This is a genomic window from Pseudomonas poae RE*1-1-14 (assembly GCF_000336465.1).
In the GTDB taxonomy this organism is placed as follows: Bacteria; Pseudomonadota; Gammaproteobacteria; order Pseudomonadales; family Pseudomonadaceae; genus Aquipseudomonas; species Aquipseudomonas poae.
In genome coordinates this window covers 1,067,900-1,085,056 of record NC_020209.1, presented here as the reverse complement: position 1 = coordinate 1,085,056, position 17,157 = coordinate 1,067,900, and the positions used below count along the sequence as shown (strand labels likewise).

Sequence of the window (17,157 nt, the reverse complement as noted above, 5' to 3'; positions counted from 1 at the left end):
TGCCCTGCCCTGCTGCGTACTCGACGCCTGGCCTGCCTGTAGCCGTCAGGCCCCGTAATTGCGAGGCGGCAAGGCCATGGGAGAGAGGTCAGGACAGGTTTCTCAGGTGGGAAAATCCCTTCAAGGGTTTACATAAAGTCTGTAGGACACAGTTTGAAATAGTCGCCCGGTTGAATCACCCCAGGCTGCACCTTATATACCCCGCAGTAAGCGACATATTAAGCATGAGGAGAACTCTACAACCATGATGCGCATTCTGCTGTTCTTGGCCACTAACCTGGCGGTCGTGCTGATTGCCAGCATCACCCTGAGCCTGTTTGGCTTCAACGGGTTCATGGCGGCCAACGGGGTTGACCTGAACCTCAATCAGCTGCTGGTTTTCTGTGCGGTCTTTGGTTTTGCCGGCTCGCTGTTTTCGCTGTTCATCTCCAAATGGATGGCGAAAATGAGCACCAGCACCCAGGTCATCACCCAGCCTCGTACCCGGCATGAGCAATGGTTGCTGCAGACCGTCGAGCAATTGTCCCGCGAGGCCGGCATCAAGATGCCCGAAGTCGGGATTTTCCCGGCCTATGAAGCGAACGCCTTCGCCACCGGCTGGAACAAGAACGACGCGCTCGTTGCGGTCAGCCAGGGGATGCTGGAACGCTTTTCCTACGATGAAGTGAAAGCGGTCCTGGCCCACGAGATCGGCCATGTGGCCAATGGCGACATGGTCACCCTGGCGCTGGTGCAGGGCGTGGTGAACACCTTCGTGATGTTCTTCGCGCGGATCATCGGCAACTTTGTCGACAAGGTGATCTTCAAGAACGAAGAGGGTCGCGGCATTGCCTACTTCGTGGCAACTATCTTTGCGGAACTGGTGCTGGGCTTCCTGGCCAGCGCGATCACCATGTGGTTCTCGCGCAAACGCGAATTCCGCGCAGACGAAGCCGGTGCGCGTCTGGCGGGTACAGCGGCGATGATTGCAGCCTTGCAGCACCTGCGCTCCGAACAAGGCCTGCCTGTGCACATGCCCGATAGCCTGACCGCCTTTGGCATCAACGGCGGCATCAAACAAGGCATGGCGCGCTTGTTCATGAGCCATCCACCGCTGGAAGAACGAATAGACGCACTGCGCCGTCGCGGCTGACAGCCTAGTGACATTGAAAGGGGCGACTTGATCGCTCCTTTTTTGTGGGTACTTGAAGCGTCATCGCGGGCAAGCCCCGCTCCCACAGAGATATCAAAAAGACAGTAAACGACTCGGTCAATGTGGGAGCGGCGGTGCGACGATTCGACTTGCCCGCGATAGCGTTGCCATGAACGGCGCAGACCTCAGCGCCGCTCCAGCCGATAGGCGCGCTCTTCAAGTCGCGTGACGCCGTCCTGCACAAACTTCCAGCTCTCGCCCAGGATGTCCTGCTCTTGCAGCACTTCCATGCTCCAGCGCTCACGCAACAACATTCGCACTTCGTCGTCATTCACCGCAAACGGCGGGCCGGCCTTTTGCACTTGGTCGTAGTCGAGGGCGACCAGCAGTCCTCTTGTGCCAACCCCCAGCAACGCAGTGAGATGCTCGGCATACCGCGCGCGCATCAACGGCGGCAACGCGATCAGCGCCGCACGGTCATACAGACCACTGCAATCGCCCACCGCCTGCGCATCCAGGGCGAAGAAATCACCGCACCACACCTCGATCAGCCCCGACTGATAAACCTTGAAGACGCCCTTCTCAACCACCTGTGGCGTGAGGCCCTGCTCACTGAAGAACGCCTCTGCCGCCAGCTGCGACAGCTCCACGCCCATCACGCGATACCCCTGCGCGGCCAGCCAGATCAAATCCAGGCTTTTGCCGCACAACGGCACCAGTATTTTTGCAGCCTCGGCCACGCCCAGTGTAGGCCAGTGGCGTTGCAGGTACGGGTTGACCTCAGGCAGGTGAAAGCCGATCTGATTGCGCGCCCAACGCGCTTGCCAAAATTCAGGCTGCATACATCCCCCGGGAAATTCGATCAAAAGGCGCTAAAACTTATATTGGATTTAGATCAATGATCTGACTAAAGATGGCAGCATCTTAACCCTCAGGACCCTACGCATGTTGCCCAGCCTGTTTATCTCCCACGGTTCGCCCATGCTCGCCATGCAACCGGGCGCCAGCGGCCCTGCCCTGCAGCGACTGGCAGCAGCACTGCCCAAGCCCAAGGCGATCGTGGTGGTCTCGGCGCATTGGGAAAGCGCCGAGCTGCTGGTCAGCGGCAGCCCCGCACCGCAAACCTGGCACGACTTCGGCGGCTTCCCCCGCGAATTGTTCGCGGTGCAGTACCCCGCGCCAGGCGATCCGCAGTTGGCGAACGCCATTGTCCAGTTGCTTCGAGCAGACGGCCTGGAGGCACAGATCGACGAGCGCCGCCCATTCGACCACGGCACTTGGGTGCCCCTTTCGTTGATGTACCCGACGGCGGATATCCCGGTGGTGCAAATCTCACTGCCCAGCCGCATAGGCCCCGCCCTGCAAACCCGGGTCGGACGTGCGCTGGCTGATCTGCGCGAGCAAGGTGTGCTGTTGATCGGTTCCGGCAGCATCACCCATAACCTGGGTGAACTGGATTGGCGCGCTGGGCCGAACAGCATCGAGCCCTGGGCCAGGGAGTTTCGTGACTGGATGGTGAACACCCTCGCCGCCGATGATGAGGCAACCCTGCACGACTATCGACGCCTGGCGCCAAATGCGCAGCGCAGCCATCCCAGTGATGAACATTTGCTGCCGCTGTATTTCGCGCGCGGCGCGGGTGGCCGTTTCAGCATCGAGCATCAGGGCTTCACCTTGGGCGCGCTTGGAATGGACATCTACCGCTTCGGCTGACACGGAGCTTGCTCCCACTCAGCAATTCAGGTGGTGACGGTTGCACCGCTATCGGAGCGAGCCCTCGCCCACGCTCGATTGGGGACTTATCCGAAAAAGATCAGGCAAAAAAAATCCCCGAACCAGTCGGGGATTTTTTATGTGCGATCAATCAGCCCGAGGGCGGATCAATCTTCGCGGTAGCGACGCAGCTTCAGCTGCTTACCGGCAACGCGTGTGTCTTTCAACTTGGTCAGCAGTTTTTCCAGACCGTCTTCCGGCAGTTCCACCAGGGAGAAGCTGTCACGCACCTGGATGCGACCGATGGCTTCACGTGCCAGGCCACCCTCGTTGAGGATAGCGCCCAGCAGGTTCTTGGCAGCGATACCGTCACGCGCGCCCAGCGCGGTGCGGCAACGAGCACGGCCTTCGGCCAATGGAACCGGAGCGCGACGCTCACGATCACCACGGTCCGGACGGTCGCCAGTACGCTCTGGACGATCACCGCGCGGGGCGTTGTTCGGCACCAGTGGGCGTTCTTTCTCGATGGCTGCCAAGGTCAGGGCCTGACCATTGGTAGCCTTGCGCAGCAGGGCAGCAGCGAGGGCGCGTGGGGTGCAACCGATATCGGCGGTCAAGCGATCGAGCAGATCGCCATGGGTCGATTCAGCGTCAGCCACCAGCGGCGCCAGGCTGTTGGTCAGTTTCTTGATGCGCGCATCGAGAACAGCCTGGGCATCCGGCAGGCGGACTTCGGCAACTTTCTGACCGGTTACACGCTCGATCACTTGCAGCATGCGGCGCTCACGCGGCGTCACCAGCAGCAGTGCACGACCTTCGCGACCGGCACGGCCGGTACGGCCGATACGGTGAACGTAGGACTCTGGATCGTAAGGCATGTCAACGTTGAACACGTGGGTGATACGTGGAACGTCGAGGCCACGGGCGGCAACGTCGGTCGCCACAACGATGTCCAGACGGCCATCCTTGAGGGAGTCGATCACGCGCTCACGCTGGTTCTGGGCAATGTCACCGTTCAGCGCAGCGGCTTTGTAGCCTTTGGCTTCCAGGGCACTGGCCAGGTCCAGGGTTGCTTGCTTGGTGCGCACGAACATGATCAGCGCGTCGAAGTCTTCGACTTCCAGCAGGCTCAATACAGCCGAGGTCTTCTGGTCAGCGTGAACCAACAGGTGAGCCTGTTCGATCGCGGTAACGGTCTGGGTCTTGGTCTGGATTTTCACGTGTTGCGGATCGCGCAGGTGGCGTTCGGCAATGGCACGGATAGACTGCGGCAGGGTAGCCGAGAACAGTACGGTCTGACGGGTTGGTGGCAGTGCCTTGAAGATGACTTCCAGGTCATCCATGAAGCCCAGCTTCAACATTTCGTCAGCTTCGTCCAGCACCAGATGATTCACGGTGGACAGGACTTTCTCGTCGCGACGCAGGTGGTCGCACAGACGGCCTGGGGTGGCGACAACGATCTGTGCGCCGTTACGAATGGCTTTCAGCTGTGGGCCCATGGGCGCGCCGCCGTAAACGGCCACAACGGTAACGCCTGGCATTTGCTTGGCGTAGGTTTCGAAAGCGGTTGCTACTTGCAGCGCCAACTCACGGGTTGGCGCCAGGATCAGGGCTTGCGGTTCGCGCTTGGCAGGATCGATGCAGTGCAGGATAGGCAGGGCGAACGCGGCGGTTTTACCGGTACCGGTTTGCGCCTGGCCAATCATGTCCTGGCCGGCCATGATGATCGGGATCGATTGCTGCTGAATAGCCGAAGGTTCTTCGTAGCCGGTCGCGATGACGGCAGCAAGAATGTTCGGGTTAAGATTAAAAGCGGCGAAGCCGCCGGTTTCCTGGGTCATGGGTCTGCCTCTAAGTGCATCCGCAAAGACCCATGCTCCAAAGCTGCGCATGCCGTGTTGAGACTCAAGAGTCGCCCTGGCTGCTTTGTCGGCGGGGATTTGCGAAAACGAATGAATGAAAAAGATTCGTCAAGGAAGAGTCCGCTGGGCGGACGTGCAGCCGAAGCTGGCTTCGGGGAATTGCGCTACCTGAACGCGGCCCGGTTAAAGGCCGGCGCGCACTATACCGGAAATACCTGAAAAAGGGAGCTTTTTTTCATGCAACGCATTGATATACCGCGCTGCGTCACAGGTTCTGCACAGACCCGCAGCAAGGTCTGTTTTGCAAACGCCCGGCCCTGCTGGGCATAACGCTTAAACGATTCACCCATTGGATCGGACCTTCGGTCCGAAACCTTAACTTCGCGCCCGAGGGCACACCGATGAATCAAGCCAGCAGTAGCCGCGTCAGCCGTGAACTCCGGGGCCATGTCCTGCTGTTGGGCCTGGACCGGGTGGCCAAGCGCAACGCCTTCGACCTCGATTTGCTCAATGACCTGAGCCTGGCGTATGGCGAATTTGATCGAAACGAAGACGCGCGAGTGGCTGTGGTATTCGCCCATGGCGACCATTTTACCGCCGGGCTGGACCTGGCCAATGTCAGCGGCGTGATGGCCGGCGGCTGGCAACCGCCGCCGGGAGGCTGCGATCCCTGGGGCGTGTTTGCCGGGCCACGTGTCACCAAGCCTGTGATCATCGCGGCCCAGGGGTATTGCCTGACCATCGGCATCGAGCTGATGCTGGCGGCGGACATCAACCTCTGCGCCAGCAATACCCGCTTTGCGCAAATGGAAGTGCAGCGCGGGATCCTTCCCTTCGGTGGCGCGACGTTGCGCTTTCACCAGCTCGCCGGCTGGGGCAACGCCATGCGCTGGCTACTCACCGGCGACGAGTTCGACGCCCATGAAGCCCTGCGCCGGGGGCTGGTGCAGGAGGTCATGGCCAGCGAAGACCTGTTGCCGCGCGCCATCGAACTGGCCAGCCGCATTGCCCGCCAGGCGCCGCTCGGTGTTCAGGCCACATTGACCTCGGCACGCCTGGCGCGCATGGAAGGCGAAACCGTGGCGGCCGCCGCACTGCCTGCTGTAGTGGATCAATTGCTTAACAGTGAGGATGCCAAGGAAGGCGTGCGGGCGATGATCGAGAAGCGGCCGGGGGTTTTCAAGGGGATTTGATGGCGACAGTGAGGGCCTCATCAGCGGCAAGCCACCTCCCACACTGGAATATGTTCACAGATCAAAGGTGGGAGGGGCTTGCCCCCGATGAGGCCCTGACAGCCACCTAAGTCGCCGGCCGAATGACCTTGATCAACGCCTGCAACGAATACCCCAATCGTGGCGCCAGCGCTTCGGCTCGAGCCGAGAGCGCGTCCATGTCCAGTTCCTGATCCAGCTCCGAAGGCACCAGCAAAATCACATTGCCCTCCTTCACCGGCAACTCCCAGTAATGCCGGTGATACAGCCCGCGCAACAGCGCCGCGCCCAAGGGTTTGCCATCGTCGGTGGCCCATTGGTTGATCACCAGCCAACCGCCCGGGTTGAGTTTTTTCTGGCAGTTTTCCAGAAATGTCCAAGCCAGGTGCCCGACGCCGGGGCCGACATCCGTATAGAGGTCGACGAAGATCAGGTCAGCCGGCTCAGCGCTGTCGAGCAACTGCAAGGCATCGCCGATACGGATGTACAAGCGCGGATCATCATCCAGCCCCAGGTATTCGATAGCCAGACGCGGCACATCTGGCCGCAGCTCAATGGCTTCGACGTCTTCCAGCGGCAGGAACTTGAGACACGCCTGGGTCAGGGTGCCTGCGCCCAGACCGAGGAACAGCGCGCTGTCCGGCTGTTCATGGCACAACGCGCCAATCAGCATCGCGCGGGTGTAGTCGTACTCCAGCCAGCTCGGGTCGGCGGTGAACACGCAGCTTTGCTCAATGGCATCGCCAAATTCGAGAAAGCGGTAATCGGCCACTTCCAGCACACGGATCATGCCGAAGTCATCATGGACCTCGGCCAGCAGGCGCTCGACACGCTCCTCGGTCATCACTACTCCTAAAGGCTTTTACTGCACAGCAAAGGCGCGATTGTCGGCCAACCGGCGGCAACAGGTCACGCACTAATTGCTGATAACATTGGCGCCCGACCGTCAACCAACCAATCGAGTTCACGATGAGCCAACCCTGGAGCCCCGACAGCTGGCGCGCCCTGCCTATCCAGCAGCAACCCCGGTACCCTGACGCCGCACATTTGCTGCAAGTGGAGCAGAACCTGGCCAGCTACCCCCCGCTGGTGTTTGCCGGGGAAGCCCGCGAGTTGCGCCGTCAGTTTGCCGAAGTCACCGAGGGCCGCGCGTTCCTGCTGCAAGGCGGCGACTGCGCCGAAAGCTTTGCCGAGTTCTCCGCCGCCAAAATCCGCGACACGTTCAAGGTGCTGTTGCAGATGGCGATCGTGATGACCTTCGCCGCCGGCTGCCCGGTGGTGAAAGTCGGGCGCATGGCCGGCCAGTTCGCCAAGCCGCGCTCGTCCAACGATGAAACCATCGACGGTATCACCCTGCCCGCCTACCGCGGCGATATCGTCAATGGCATCGGCTTCGACGAAAAAAGCCGCGCGCCCGACCCGGACCGCCTGCTGCAGTCCTATCACCAGTCCACCGCCACGCTCAACTTGCTGCGCGCGTTTGCCCAGGGCGGTTTCGCCGACCTGCACCAGGTGCACAAGTGGAACCTGGATTTCATCGCCAACTCTGCCCTGGCTGAAAAATACAGCCAACTGGCAGACCGCATCGACGAAACCCTGGCCTTCATGCGCGCCTGTGGCATGGACAGCTCGCCGCAACTGCGCGAGACCAGTTTCTTCACCGCCCACGAGGCGCTGCTGCTCAACTACGAGCAAGCCTTTGTGCGTCGCGACAGCCTGACCAACGACTACTACGACTGCTCGGCCCACATGCTGTGGATCGGCGACCGCACCCGGCAGCTCGATGGTGCCCACGTCGAGTTCCTGCGCGGGGTGAACAATCCGATTGGCGTCAAGGTCGGCCCAAGCATGAACCCCGACGACCTGATCCGCCTGATCGACATTCTCAACCCGGATAACGATCCCGGCCGTCTCAACCTGATCGCGCGCATGGGCGCAGGCAAGGTCGGCGATCACCTGCCCCACCTGATCCGCGCCGTGCAGCGTGAAGGCAAGCAGGTGCTGTGGAGTTCGGACCCCATGCATGGCAATACCATCAAGGCCAGCAGCGGCTACAAGACCCGCGACTTCGCGCAGATCCTGGGCGAAGTTAAGGAGTTCTTCCAGGTGCACCAGGCCGAAGGCAGCTATGCCGGCGGGATTCATATCGAGATGACCGGGCAGAACGTCACCGAATGCATCGGCGGCGCGCGACCGATTACCGAAGACGGTTTATCGGACCGCTATCACACCCACTGCGATCCACGGATGAATGCCGATCAGTCGCTTGAACTGGCGTTCCTGATTGCCGAGACCTTGAAGCAGGTCAAGCGTTAAGGCCGTGGCTGGAAATGCATGCTGACGGACTGTCTGTGGCGAGCAGGCTTGTCCTGCGTTGGGCTGCGCAGCAGCCCCAAAACCAGGCGCTGAGCCGTAACAGGTACACCGCGCTTTGCTGGATTGGGGGCGCTGCGCACCCCAACGCGGGGCAAGCCCGCTCGCCACAATCAAGCACAATCACGCCCTCTAGCCAAAACCCGAGTTACTTTCGCAACGGATCATCCCAAAAGTGCCGTTGGCTTTCCTGCTCCACGTCGGCGCGGCTGAGCCCAATGTCCTTGAGCGCATCGTCGTTCAGGGTCTCCAATAACCGGCGCTCACGATACACAGCGTGCCAACGCGCAATGCCGTGAAACAGCCCGGCCAAAGGCCGCTTGGCGACCAACACAAACCCTTTCTGCCCTTTCATCTTCTCGCCCTCCCTTGGGGATGACGAAAGTGTGTGCCTGGCCTTATGATCAATCCAACGAATGTTTCTTATGAAATACATCTCGGAGATTGATCAATTGTCCGGCTACCCGAGCATCGACACTGACGTGCTGCGCACCTTCGTCGCCATCGCCGACCAAGGCGGCTTTACCCGCGCCGCCGAACGGGTGAATCGCACCCAATCGGCGGTGAGCATGCAGATGAAACGTCTGGAAGAGGACGTGCTGCAACGCAAGCTGTTCGAGCGTGACGGACGCCAGGTGCGCCTGACGCCCGAGGGCCAGGTGCTGCTGGGCTACGCGCGGCGCATCCTGAAACTGCACAGTGAAGTGTTCAATACGCTGCGCGAGCCGCATATGGTCGGGCTGGTGCGCATCGGCACGCCGGATGACTACGTGATGCGCTTTCTACCGGGGATTCTCACGCGGTTTTCCAAGGCTTATCCGCTGATCCAGATCGAGATGCACTGCGAAGCATCCACGGTGTTGATGCAACGCCGTGACCTGGCCTTGACGGTGATCAGCCGCCAGCCCGGTGACGACGTCGGTGAACTGCTGCGCACCGAGCGAATGGTGTGGGCCGCCGCCACATGTTTTTGCGTGGACGAGCACGACACCTTGCCCCTGGCGGTGTCCGGCGTCGAGTGCTTCGGCACTCACTGGAGCCAGGCCGCACTGGACAGCGTCGGGCTTGATTACCGGCTGGCCTATCACAGTTCCAATGTGGCGGCGATCCAGGCCGTGGTCAGCGCGGGCCTGGCGGTGATGGTCAGCATGGAAAGCCTGATGACCGACGACCTGCGCATACTCGGCAGCGAGGACGGTTTTCCGCCACTGCCGTCGATGAACCTGAGGCTGCTGCGTAACCCATCGATGGCCTCGCCCATTACCGAATGCCTGGCGGATTACATCCTCGAAGGCTTCAGACTTTAAAGGTCAGCATCACCGCGCACACCACCAGAAAGCCGCAGAACAACCCGCGCAGCACGCGCTCGGGCAGCGCATGGGCGACTTTCACGCCCCAGCTGATGCTCAGCAGGCCGCCGACGGCCAGGGGCACGCCGATTGCCCAGTCCACCTCGTGGTGCCAGGCGTAGGTCACCAGGGTCACGCCGGTGCTGGGCAATGCCAAAGCCAGCGACAGACCTTGCGCGACCACCTGGGTGGTGCCGAACACACTGGTCAGGACCGGCGTGGCAACCACCGCGCCACCGACGCCAAACAACCCCCCCATGGCGCCGGACGCTGCGCCCAGTACGCCCAACCAAGGCCAGGCATAGCGTATCTGCGCCGTCGGCGGCGCGTTACGCGTGAACATGCGCACTCCGTTGTAGGCCGCCAGCACCACCAGAAACACGATAAAACCGATACGCATCGCAGCGGCATCCAGGCCCACCGCCCAGATCGACCCGAGCCAGGCAAAACTGAACCCCATCACCCCGAGCGGCAGCGCGTGGCGCAATTCGATGCGGTTGCGCTGGTGGTAGCGCCACAGGGCAAGCATCACATTAGGCACCACCATCACCAGCGCGGTGCCTTGAGCAATCTGTTGATCGAGCCCGAACAAAACACCGAGCACAGGGATGGCTATCAGCCCGCCACCAATGCCAAACACACCGCCCACCGTGCCCAGGGCCGCGCCCAGTAGCAGATACATCAGCAAATCCCACACCGCATGTCACTCCACAGATCCCAAGCCGTGCATGCTACGCAGTGCACCCTTGGGTGGCAAAGCAGGTTCGCTTGAGATAAACCACGGCGCAGGGCTTTGTCGCCTGCCAGGCGCCCACAAAAAAGCCCGACGCAAGGTCGGGCTTGTTACAGCGGCGGGGCCGGAATTACTTCTTGGCGCGGCCTTTGTACGAACCACCTTCACGGGTGTCGATCTCGATCAGGTCGTCGATTTCGATGAAGTCAGCTACTTGCAGCTCGGTACCGTTGGCCAGCTTGGCGGGCTTCATCACCTTGCCGGAAGTGTCGCCGCGAGCGGAACCTTCGGTGTAAGCGACTTTACGCACGATGGTGGTCGGCAGCTCTACGGAAACCAGGCGCTCTTCGAAGAAGATGGCTTCGCAGACGTCGTCCATGCCTTCTTCCACGAACGGCAGAACGGCTTCGATGTCTTCAGCGTTCAGCTCGTACATGGTGTAGTCGGTGGTGTCCATGAACGTGTAGGTGTCGCCGCTGATGAACGACAGGGTCGCTTCCTTGCGGTCGAGGATCACGTCGTCCAGTTTGTCATCGGCGCTGTAGACGATCTCGGTCTTGTAACCGGTCAGCAGGTTCTTCAGCTTGGTCTTCATGATGGCGCTGTTACGACCAGACTTGGTGAACTCAGCTTTCTGAACCAGCCAAGGGTCGTTTTCGAGACGGATCACTGTACCGGGTTTCAGTTCTTTACCAGTTTTCATTGCATATATCCGAAATTTGGATGGGATTTACAAAATTCAAGGTGGCGTATCATATCCAACTTTCATAAAACTGTACCAGCGCCGTCGCAAGATCGGCCTGCAAGCCTTGTTCCAGACACCAGGATTCGGCATGCCGGCTGACTTCAGGCCAGTGTTCCAACAGTTTTTTCCATGCCTGGGCCATATCACCCTCGGTGTTCCAGACTTGCCACAATGTAATCAATGCAGCCCTGGCGGCCGGTGACAACGCGGCGGTGTACAGCGCAAGGAAGGCATCGAGCTTGTCGAGGTGAATGTCATCATCCTGACGGTAGATGTGCCACAACAACGGGCGCCCGGCCCATTGCGCACGCACGAACGAGTCCTCGCCGCGCACCGCATTGAAGTCGCAGCACCACAGCAGCCGGTCGTAGTGCGCCTGGGGCACGAACGGCAACACTTGCACGGTCAGCGCGCCGCGTTGATGCACAGCACCCACTGCCAGGCCCTCCACGCCGAGCCAGCGCTGCACATCGCCAAGGATGCGCCCTTGCGGCACCAACAGATGGGTGGCACGCCCGTCCGTCGACAACACGTCGAGCCAACCGGCCAGCCCGGCGTTTTCATAGGCGAACAGCGAGATCAATCGTGCATCAGCGGCGGCAAATACGCCCATATCCTGCAGGAAGCTTTCCCGGGCAGCGGCATCCTGCTGAAACGCCTGACGCTGGACCAGCAACCCGGCCTCACGCAAAAGGCCACCAGTGCCCGGACGAAAGCCGGGGAAAAAGAAGTACTTCTGCACGCCTTTGAACTTCACCGAAGGCAGCCGATGACACCCCACCACCCAGTCTTCGGCGCTCAGGTAATCCAGATTCATCCACAACGGCGTGCGTGCGCAGGCGGCCATGGCCTCCATATAGTCCGGCGGCAATTGACAGGCGAACGCGGCAATCACCACATCCGCTGCCGACGTTTCCGGCCAGTCGGCCGGCCAATGGCGCACGTCCACGCCCGCTTGCCATTGCTGGCTCAGTTGCACGTCAACCTCGGGGCACATGCGCTCGAAGGCGCGCAAGTCGTCGACCCACAGGCGCACATCACACCCATGTTCGGCCACCAACTGTCGGGCCAGGCGCCAGGTCACGCCGATGTCGCCGTAGTTGTCGACAACACTGCAAAAAATATCCCAGCGGGCTTTCATTCCGGGCTCCAGGGCTCAAAGGCTCGATTGTCCGCATAAATGCCCGGATGCAGAAGGCTTGATCGCGATTATTCTGCACAGTGGCTGTGCGACAATCGCCACTACGCCGTCAATGCCCGCCGGGAGGCCACCATGACTGATCGTCCGTTGTCGCTGCTCAAGCTCTGTATCGCCATTGCCCTGGGCGTGTGGCTGGGGTTCATCGCCATTGTGCTGACTACCTGGCTGGCGTCCCGCTACCTGTTTCCGCAGAGCCTCGCGCCTGTGGCCCAGGCGGTCCAACAGTTGGGCAAACCGGCGGCCGCTGCGCCGGAGCCGCCCAACCGCATGTTCGAGCAGTACCAGCAGAATCTGCAGAGACAGGAACAACAACAGACCCTGGAACAGGCGCGCAGCAACCCGCGCAACCTGTCCAACCCCAAATGCCAGTTCTGGCTGCAACAGGACCAGAATGCGCCCACTGAAAAGACCCGCGCCAATGTGCTGCAACTCTGCGACTGATCACCATGAATAAACACGCCGTGCTCCAGCTGATTCTGGACAAACTCGCCGTCGACCTGGATATCGCCCAGCGCGCCGCGCAGACCGCCTACGAAACCGCGACCCACGAAGAAAATATCGCCGAGAACAAGTACGACACCCTGGGTCTGGAGGCGTCCTATCTGGCGGCCGGACAAGCCCGGCGGGTCGAGGAAATCAAACAATCGCTGGCGCTGTGCCAGAACCTGCCATTGCGGCCCTACGATGATCAGCGGGGGGTGGAGGTCGGCGCGCTGCTGGGCCTGGAAGACGAGAACGGGCGCCAGCAATGGCTGTTTCTCGCACCGGATGCGGCGGGCTTGAAAGTGGATGTGGTCGGGCAACCGGTGACCGTCATCACCCCGCGCTCACCCCTGGGCAAAAGCCTGCTGGGCAAGTTCGAAGGGGATGAGGTGGAGATTCTGGTAGCAGGCGCCCGGCAACACTTCACAGTTACCGAGGCCAGATAAACGCTTTAATGGACCGGCAGTTCAACGCCGTCGAACAGCGCTTCCAGTTCCTGTTTGTTGTGGCACTGAATGGCCTTGGCCATGACTTCACGGGTGAGATGCGGCGCAAACTTCTCGATAAAGTCGCACATGAAACCGCGCAGGAAGGTGCCACGGCGAAAGCCGATTTTGGTCACGCTGGACTCGAACAACTCGCTGGCATCAAGCACCACCAGGTCTTTGTCGAGCTGAGTGTCGACCGCCATTTTTGCCACGATCCCCACGCCCAGGCCAAGGCGCACGTATGTCTTGATCACGTCGGCATCGGCGGCGGTGAAGACCACCTTTGGCGTGAGGCCGCGATGGCTGAAGGCCTCGTCGAGCTTGGAGCGGCCGGTGAAACCGAACACGTAGGTCACGATCGGGTATTCGGCCAGGGCTTCGAGGGTCAACTTCGGCAGCTTGGCCAATGGATGGCCCTGGGGCACCACGACGCAACGGTTCCAGCGGTAGCACGGCATCATCACCAGGTCGCCGAACAGTTCCAGCGCTTCGGTGGCAATCGCGAAATCAACGGTGCCGTCAGCGGCCATCTCGGCGATCTGCATCGGCGAGCCCTGGTGCATGTGCAGCGAGACGTCCGGGTACTGCTTGATAAAGTCGCGGATCACCGGCGGCAAGGCATAGCGTGCCTGAGTATGGGTCGTGGCGATGGACAGCGTGCCCTTCTTCTCGTTGGAGAACTCCTGAGCGATCTGCTTGATGCTTTCGACTTTGCGCAGGATCTCGCCGGCGGTGGTGATGATGCGCTCGCCGGCGGGAGTGACGCGGGTCAGGTGCTTGCCGCTGCGTGCGAACACTTCCACGCCCAGCTCGTCTTCGAGCAGGCGGATCTGCTTGCTGATACCCGGTTGCGAGGTGTAAAGACTTTGAGCGGTAGCGGAAACGTTGAGGTCGTGGTGCGCCACTTCCCAGATGTAGCGCAGTTGTTGGAGCTTCATATGTGTCCCTCAAAGCAGATAGACGCCACGGGTATCAGCGACGTTATATAACTATATTAAAGGTCAGACAGATAAATCTAGAACTTTTTATTAACTTGAAGCGATCACATTTCTTCGCGGCTTCGGCGCCGCAGCGACGGCACCATGTAAACGGGAACCGTCGACAGCTGCAATACCCGGGTCGCGGTGCGTCCCAGAGGCGTCGCCGCTGTTGTTGCATGGCTGTGACTGCCCAGGATGAGCAGGTCGACGGACAGTTTGCGCAGTTGGTCGAGTATCACGTCGCAGGGATCACCCTGGATCACCTTGACCGAGCGGATGACCTTCAAGTCCTGCTCCCCGTCCCCCAACTCCTCGCGAAAACTGTCCAGCACACGCTGCTCAATGGTAGCCATCACCTTGGTCAGCCCCTGGTTCTGCCACTCACTCAGGGCTTGCTCGTCCAGGTAGCTTTGCAACACCGACTCGGCGAACAACCCGATGGGCTCGACCACATGGATCACATACAGGTCAGCCTTGAACGTCTGCGCCAACGTCAGCGCATGTTGCATCACGTAAGGCGCGTAAAGGCCGAGGTCCGTGGCGTACAGCATCGAACGAATCATAGAACCTCCTGGGCTGCCAGGATGGCGAAGATTGACTCAGCTTAGCAGCGGCGCGGAGTTCGGCCGGGTCACACCTTGATCTCGTTGCTGATGCCGTGTGGCACGTGCCCGGTGGCCACCACCTCCCTTGCCCTCTCACAATGACCGGCCTGGTCATCGAAAAACACATCGGCGGCGAACGCTTCGAGGAACGCTGCTTTTTCCAAACCACCCAGAAACAACGACTCGTCCAGGCGAATATCCCATTCACGCAGGGTGCGAATCACCCGCTCGTGGGAAGGCGCCGAACGCGCGGTGACCAGCGCGGTGCGGATCGGACAGGCTTCGTCAGGAAACTCGCGCTGCAATAAATTGAGTGCCGCCAGAAACCCCTTGAACGGGCCGCCAGGCAACGGCTGGCGCGCCGACTCGCGCTCATTGGCCTGGAACGCCGCCAACCCGCCGGTCTGGTAGACCCGCTCGGACTCATCGGAAAACAGCACCGCGTCGCCGTCGAAGGCGATGCGCAGCTCCTCGCTCATGGCCCGACGCGGGCCGCCCGACAGGATCGTCGCCGCGGCGAACCCGGCATCGAGGGCACTGCGCACATCTTCAGCGTGGGTGGATAGAAACAGATGGCAACCAAAGGCGGCCAGATAAGGATAGGGACTACGCCCGCCTGCGAAAGCGGCGCGGGAAATGTCCAGACCGTAATGCTGGATCGAATTGAATACCCGCAGACCAGTGTCGGCACTGTTGCGCGACACCAGCACCACCTCAACCCGGGCCCGGCCCAGGCTGGCATTGAGGCTGAGCAACTTGTTCACCAGCGGGAAAGCATCGCCGGGTTCGAGGATTTCCTCCTCGTGCTCGATCTGGTACTTGCGGTAAGGCTCAACCCCCTCCGCGAGGTACACCTTGTGGCTCTCGCTCAGGTCGAACAGCGCGCGCGATGAAATCGCCAGCACCAGTTTGTCGCCCAATCCCTTCGTCATAGGCTCTTCTCCCGAATCAGCGGTTATGCCGATCAATAAAACTCAAGGCCTGGTACAACGCCTGCATGCGCGGCAGCTCGCAGCCAGCAGCCCTGGCGGCCGCCAGTGGTCGGGCATAGATCGCCGCCAGCTCCAGTGGGCGCTTGTGCAGGTGGTCGTGGTACATGCTGGGCAAGTAATCGTCCATGGTTTCGGTCATGGCGAACATCTGCCCGGCATAACTGGCCGGGATATCGTGACCACAGGCATGGGCGCCCCTGATCACTTCGACCATCAGGGCCTGAATCAGCTCGCGGCTGGACTCATCCGCCATCAGCGCCGTGGTGCCGGTGCCCAGCAACACCGAAAGACCGTTGAACGGCACGTTCCACACCAGTTTGTGCCAGCGCGCCAGGTGCACACTGGCCATGGCCTGGGACTCGATACCCGCCTGGTGGAACAGCGCGGCGCCCTCCTCCACGATCACTTGCTGAAGGGCCTCGTTATTGGCCGCCGTGCCACTGTGATAACCCAGGTTGACCCGGCCCAGCGCCTGATGCTCGATTACACCAGGGGCGGAGCGGTACACACCGATGTAACACAGGCCGCCGAGCAGATGCAGTGAGGCCGGCAAGTGTTCGCGCAGGCTGTCTTCCACATCGAGGCCATTTTGCAGCAGCACCACCTTCGCGCCTGGCGCCGCCACCTGCGCCAGGGTGGGCGCCAGCTCGACATTGCCCGTGGATTTGGTGCCCACCAGCAGCCAGTCGCAGGGCGGCATGTCGGCGGGATTGGCGTAGGCCTGCACGGGGTGCAGTTTCAATGCTCCATGGAGGCTGCTGTTGACGTGCAGTCCACGGTCTCTGACGGCGGCGTATTCGCTGCGCAGCAAAAAGTGCACATCGAACCCGGCGCGGGCCAGCATCAGGCCGTAAAAACCGCCGATGGCGCCGGTGCCGATAATGCCTATACGTGGCGACTGTGCTGTCATGGCAAATCCTCCGGAGTGCGAGTGAGCGCTGTTGTGACGGCTTCGCTGATGTCGGCGGGCGCAAGACGGGCATGAATCTGCCCAAGGAACTGACCGTCGCACACCACGAACAGCGCGGGCAAATGAAAGATCTGGTAGCGCTCGACCGCGCCACCGTTGTGCCCGGCGTCGACCCAGCATAACCGTGCCACAGGCAGAGGCCAGCCCGGCAACTGCTGGCGCGCCCAGCGGCAACTGGAGCAGCCGGCGCCGGTGAATATCAGCAGCGACGCACCCGGCAGCGTCAGCAATTGACGATCAATATCGAAATCGGACAGCTGCAACTCTTCCACACAATCTCCAGTTGGGGGGCGTCGACCAGGCCATACACTATCAGGACG

19 protein-coding genes are annotated in these 17,157 nt (G+C 61.0%); 7 read left to right on the top strand and 12 right to left on the bottom strand.

Annotated features, from left to right (window positions below):
• Nucleotides 1–244: 244 nt before the first annotated feature.
• On the top strand, nt 245–1,132 hold the full coding sequence (gene htpX / locus H045_RS04975) for a protease HtpX (RefSeq protein WP_015371614.1): 888 nt from the start codon (nt 245–247) through the stop codon (nt 1,130–1,132).
• 185 nt (nt 1,133–1,317) lie between these two features.
• Here the strand turns inward: htpX and H045_RS04970 are convergent, their stop codons facing one another.
• Complete coding sequence (locus H045_RS04970; protein ID WP_003233347.1) at nt 1,318–1,974, bottom strand: thiopurine S-methyltransferase; 657 nt, start codon at nt 1,972–1,974, stop codon at nt 1,318–1,320.
• Nucleotides 1,975–2,077: 103 nt separating this feature from the next.
• Between H045_RS04970 and H045_RS04965 the strand changes: the two genes are divergently transcribed.
• Nucleotides 2,078–2,845: a DODA-type extradiol aromatic ring-opening family dioxygenase gene (locus tag H045_RS04965; protein WP_015371613.1), complete on the top strand. Its 768-nt coding sequence runs from the start codon at nt 2,078–2,080 to the stop codon at nt 2,843–2,845.
• A 167-nt stretch (nt 2,846–3,012) separates the two neighbouring features.
• Here the strand turns inward: H045_RS04965 and H045_RS04960 are convergent, their stop codons facing one another.
• Entirely contained in the window at nt 3,013–4,686 is a 1,674-nt protein-coding gene (locus H045_RS04960) for a DEAD/DEAH box helicase (RefSeq protein ID WP_003233351.1), read from the bottom strand.
• 422 nt (nt 4,687–5,108) lie between these two features.
• On the opposite strand from H045_RS04960, the gene H045_RS04955 reads away from it, so the two are divergent.
• On the top strand, nt 5,109–5,900 hold the full coding sequence (locus tag H045_RS04955; protein ID WP_015371612.1) for a crotonase/enoyl-CoA hydratase family protein: 792 nt from the start codon (nt 5,109–5,111) through the stop codon (nt 5,898–5,900).
• A gap of 106 nt (nt 5,901–6,006) precedes the next feature.
• On the opposite strand, the gene H045_RS04950 is transcribed toward H045_RS04955, so the two are convergent.
• The gene (locus tag H045_RS04950; RefSeq protein ID WP_015371611.1) at nt 6,007–6,762 is read right to left on the bottom strand and encodes a spermidine synthase; all 756 of its coding nucleotides are present in this window, start codon (nt 6,760–6,762) and stop codon (nt 6,007–6,009) included.
• A gap of 125 nt (nt 6,763–6,887) precedes the next feature.
• Here H045_RS04950 and H045_RS04945 point away from each other — a divergent pair, with 125 nt between their 5' ends.
• On the top strand, nt 6,888–8,234 hold the full coding sequence (locus H045_RS04945) for a class II 3-deoxy-7-phosphoheptulonate synthase (protein ID WP_015371610.1): 1,347 nt from the start codon (nt 6,888–6,890) through the stop codon (nt 8,232–8,234).
• A gap of 205 nt (nt 8,235–8,439) precedes the next feature.
• On the opposite strand, the gene H045_RS04940 is transcribed toward H045_RS04945, so the two are convergent.
• The gene (locus tag H045_RS04940; RefSeq protein ID WP_015371609.1) at nt 8,440–8,646 is read right to left on the bottom strand and encodes a DUF1127 domain-containing protein; all 207 of its coding nucleotides are present in this window, start codon (nt 8,644–8,646) and stop codon (nt 8,440–8,442) included.
• Between the two features lie 70 nt (nt 8,647–8,716).
• Here H045_RS04940 and H045_RS04935 point away from each other — a divergent pair, with 70 nt between their 5' ends.
• Nucleotides 8,717–9,598: a LysR family transcriptional regulator gene (locus H045_RS04935; protein WP_032870343.1), complete on the top strand. Its 882-nt coding sequence runs from the start codon at nt 8,717–8,719 to the stop codon at nt 9,596–9,598.
• On the opposite strand, the gene H045_RS04930 is transcribed toward H045_RS04935, so the two are convergent.
• The 3 genes from H045_RS04930 to earP form a co-directional block, all read right to left on the bottom strand.
• Entirely contained in the window at nt 9,588–10,337 is a 750-nt protein-coding gene (locus tag H045_RS04930) for a sulfite exporter TauE/SafE family protein (RefSeq protein WP_015371608.1), read from the bottom strand. The two genes, H045_RS04935 and H045_RS04930, sit on opposite strands and share 11 nt — an antisense overlap.
• Nucleotides 10,338–10,503: 166 nt before the next feature.
• Nucleotides 10,504–11,076 (bottom strand): elongation factor P, encoded by a 573-nt coding sequence (locus H045_RS04925; protein WP_003233368.1) that lies wholly within the window; start codon nt 11,074–11,076, stop codon nt 10,504–10,506.
• Between the two features lie 49 nt (nt 11,077–11,125).
• Entirely contained in the window at nt 11,126–12,259 is a 1,134-nt protein-coding gene (gene earP, locus H045_RS04920; protein WP_015371607.1) for an elongation factor P maturation arginine rhamnosyltransferase EarP, read from the bottom strand.
• A 132-nt stretch (nt 12,260–12,391) separates the two neighbouring features.
• Between earP and H045_RS04915 the strand changes: the two genes are divergently transcribed.
• Both H045_RS04915 and H045_RS04910 read left to right on the top strand, forming a co-directional pair.
• Entirely contained in the window at nt 12,392–12,760 is a 369-nt protein-coding gene (locus H045_RS04915; protein ID WP_003233372.1) for a hypothetical protein, read from the top strand.
• A 5-nt stretch (nt 12,761–12,765) separates the two neighbouring features.
• Complete coding sequence (locus H045_RS04910) at nt 12,766–13,248, top strand: GreA/GreB family elongation factor (RefSeq protein ID WP_003233374.1); 483 nt, start codon at nt 12,766–12,768, stop codon at nt 13,246–13,248.
• A 5-nt stretch (nt 13,249–13,253) separates the two neighbouring features.
• On the opposite strand, the gene cysB is transcribed toward H045_RS04910, so the two are convergent.
• The 5 genes from cysB to H045_RS04885 all read right to left on the bottom strand — a co-directional run bounded on the left by cysB (nt 13,254) and on the right by H045_RS04885 (nt 17,109).
• Nucleotides 13,254–14,228 carry an HTH-type transcriptional regulator CysB gene (gene cysB, locus H045_RS04905; RefSeq protein WP_003233376.1) on the bottom strand — a complete coding sequence of 325 codons (975 nt, stop codon included), beginning with the start codon at nt 14,226–14,228 and terminating at the stop codon, nt 13,254–13,256.
• A 104-nt stretch (nt 14,229–14,332) separates the two neighbouring features.
• Entirely contained in the window at nt 14,333–14,833 is a 501-nt protein-coding gene (locus tag H045_RS04900; RefSeq protein ID WP_003233378.1) for a universal stress protein, read from the bottom strand.
• 68 nt (nt 14,834–14,901) lie between these two features.
• Complete coding sequence (locus H045_RS04895) at nt 14,902–15,807, bottom strand: 5'-nucleotidase (RefSeq protein ID WP_003233380.1); 906 nt, start codon at nt 15,805–15,807, stop codon at nt 14,902–14,904.
• A 16-nt stretch (nt 15,808–15,823) separates the two neighbouring features.
• Nucleotides 15,824–16,777 (bottom strand): putative 2-dehydropantoate 2-reductase, encoded by a 954-nt coding sequence (locus H045_RS04890; protein ID WP_015371606.1) that lies wholly within the window; start codon nt 16,775–16,777, stop codon nt 15,824–15,826.
• Nucleotides 16,774–17,109, bottom strand: a complete 336-nt coding sequence (locus H045_RS04885; RefSeq protein ID WP_003233385.1) for a YbbN family protein — start codon at nt 17,107–17,109, stop codon at nt 16,774–16,776. The genes H045_RS04890 and H045_RS04885 overlap by 4 nt, the downstream gene beginning before the upstream one ends.
• Nucleotides 17,110–17,157: the final 48 nt, after the last annotated feature.

What these genes read in the sequence shown, in the direction of transcription:
- H045_RS04970 (WP_003233347.1), bottom strand. Translation starts at nt 1,974, where the DNA reads ATGCAGCCTGAATTTTGGCAAGCGCGTTGGGCGCGCAATCAGATCGGC.
- htpX (WP_015371614.1), top strand. Translation starts at nt 245, where the DNA reads ATGATGCGCATTCTGCTGTTCTTGGCCACTAACCTGGCGGTCGTGCTG.
- cysB (WP_003233376.1), bottom strand. Translation starts at nt 14,228, where the DNA reads ATGAAGCTCCAACAACTGCGCTACATCTGGGAAGTGGCGCACCACGAC.
- H045_RS04960 (WP_003233351.1), bottom strand. Translation starts at nt 4,686, where the DNA reads ATGACCCAGGAAACCGGCGGCTTCGCCGCTTTTAATCTTAACCCGAAC.
- H045_RS04935 (WP_032870343.1), top strand. Translation starts at nt 8,717, where the DNA reads ATGAAATACATCTCGGAGATTGATCAATTGTCCGGCTACCCGAGCATC.
- H045_RS04965 (WP_015371613.1), top strand. Translation starts at nt 2,078, where the DNA reads ATGTTGCCCAGCCTGTTTATCTCCCACGGTTCGCCCATGCTCGCCATG.
- H045_RS04915 (WP_003233372.1), top strand. Translation starts at nt 12,392, where the DNA reads ATGACTGATCGTCCGTTGTCGCTGCTCAAGCTCTGTATCGCCATTGCC.
- H045_RS04925 (WP_003233368.1), bottom strand. Translation starts at nt 11,076, where the DNA reads ATGAAAACTGGTAAAGAACTGAAACCCGGTACAGTGATCCGTCTCGAA.
- H045_RS04900 (WP_003233378.1), bottom strand. Translation starts at nt 14,833, where the DNA reads ATGATTCGTTCGATGCTGTACGCCACGGACCTCGGCCTTTACGCGCCT.
- H045_RS04950 (WP_015371611.1), bottom strand. Translation starts at nt 6,762, where the DNA reads ATGACCGAGGAGCGTGTCGAGCGCCTGCTGGCCGAGGTCCATGATGAC.
- H045_RS04910 (WP_003233374.1), top strand. Translation starts at nt 12,766, where the DNA reads ATGAATAAACACGCCGTGCTCCAGCTGATTCTGGACAAACTCGCCGTC.
- H045_RS04955 (WP_015371612.1), top strand. Translation starts at nt 5,109, where the DNA reads ATGAATCAAGCCAGCAGTAGCCGCGTCAGCCGTGAACTCCGGGGCCAT.
- earP (WP_015371607.1), bottom strand. Translation starts at nt 12,259, where the DNA reads ATGAAAGCCCGCTGGGATATTTTTTGCAGTGTTGTCGACAACTACGGC.
- H045_RS04940 (WP_015371609.1), bottom strand. Translation starts at nt 8,646, where the DNA reads ATGAAAGGGCAGAAAGGGTTTGTGTTGGTCGCCAAGCGGCCTTTGGCC.
- H045_RS04895 (WP_003233380.1), bottom strand. Translation starts at nt 15,807, where the DNA reads ATGACGAAGGGATTGGGCGACAAACTGGTGCTGGCGATTTCATCGCGC.
- H045_RS04890 (WP_015371606.1), bottom strand. Translation starts at nt 16,777, where the DNA reads ATGACAGCACAGTCGCCACGTATAGGCATTATCGGCACCGGCGCCATC.
- H045_RS04945 (WP_015371610.1), top strand. Translation starts at nt 6,888, where the DNA reads ATGAGCCAACCCTGGAGCCCCGACAGCTGGCGCGCCCTGCCTATCCAG.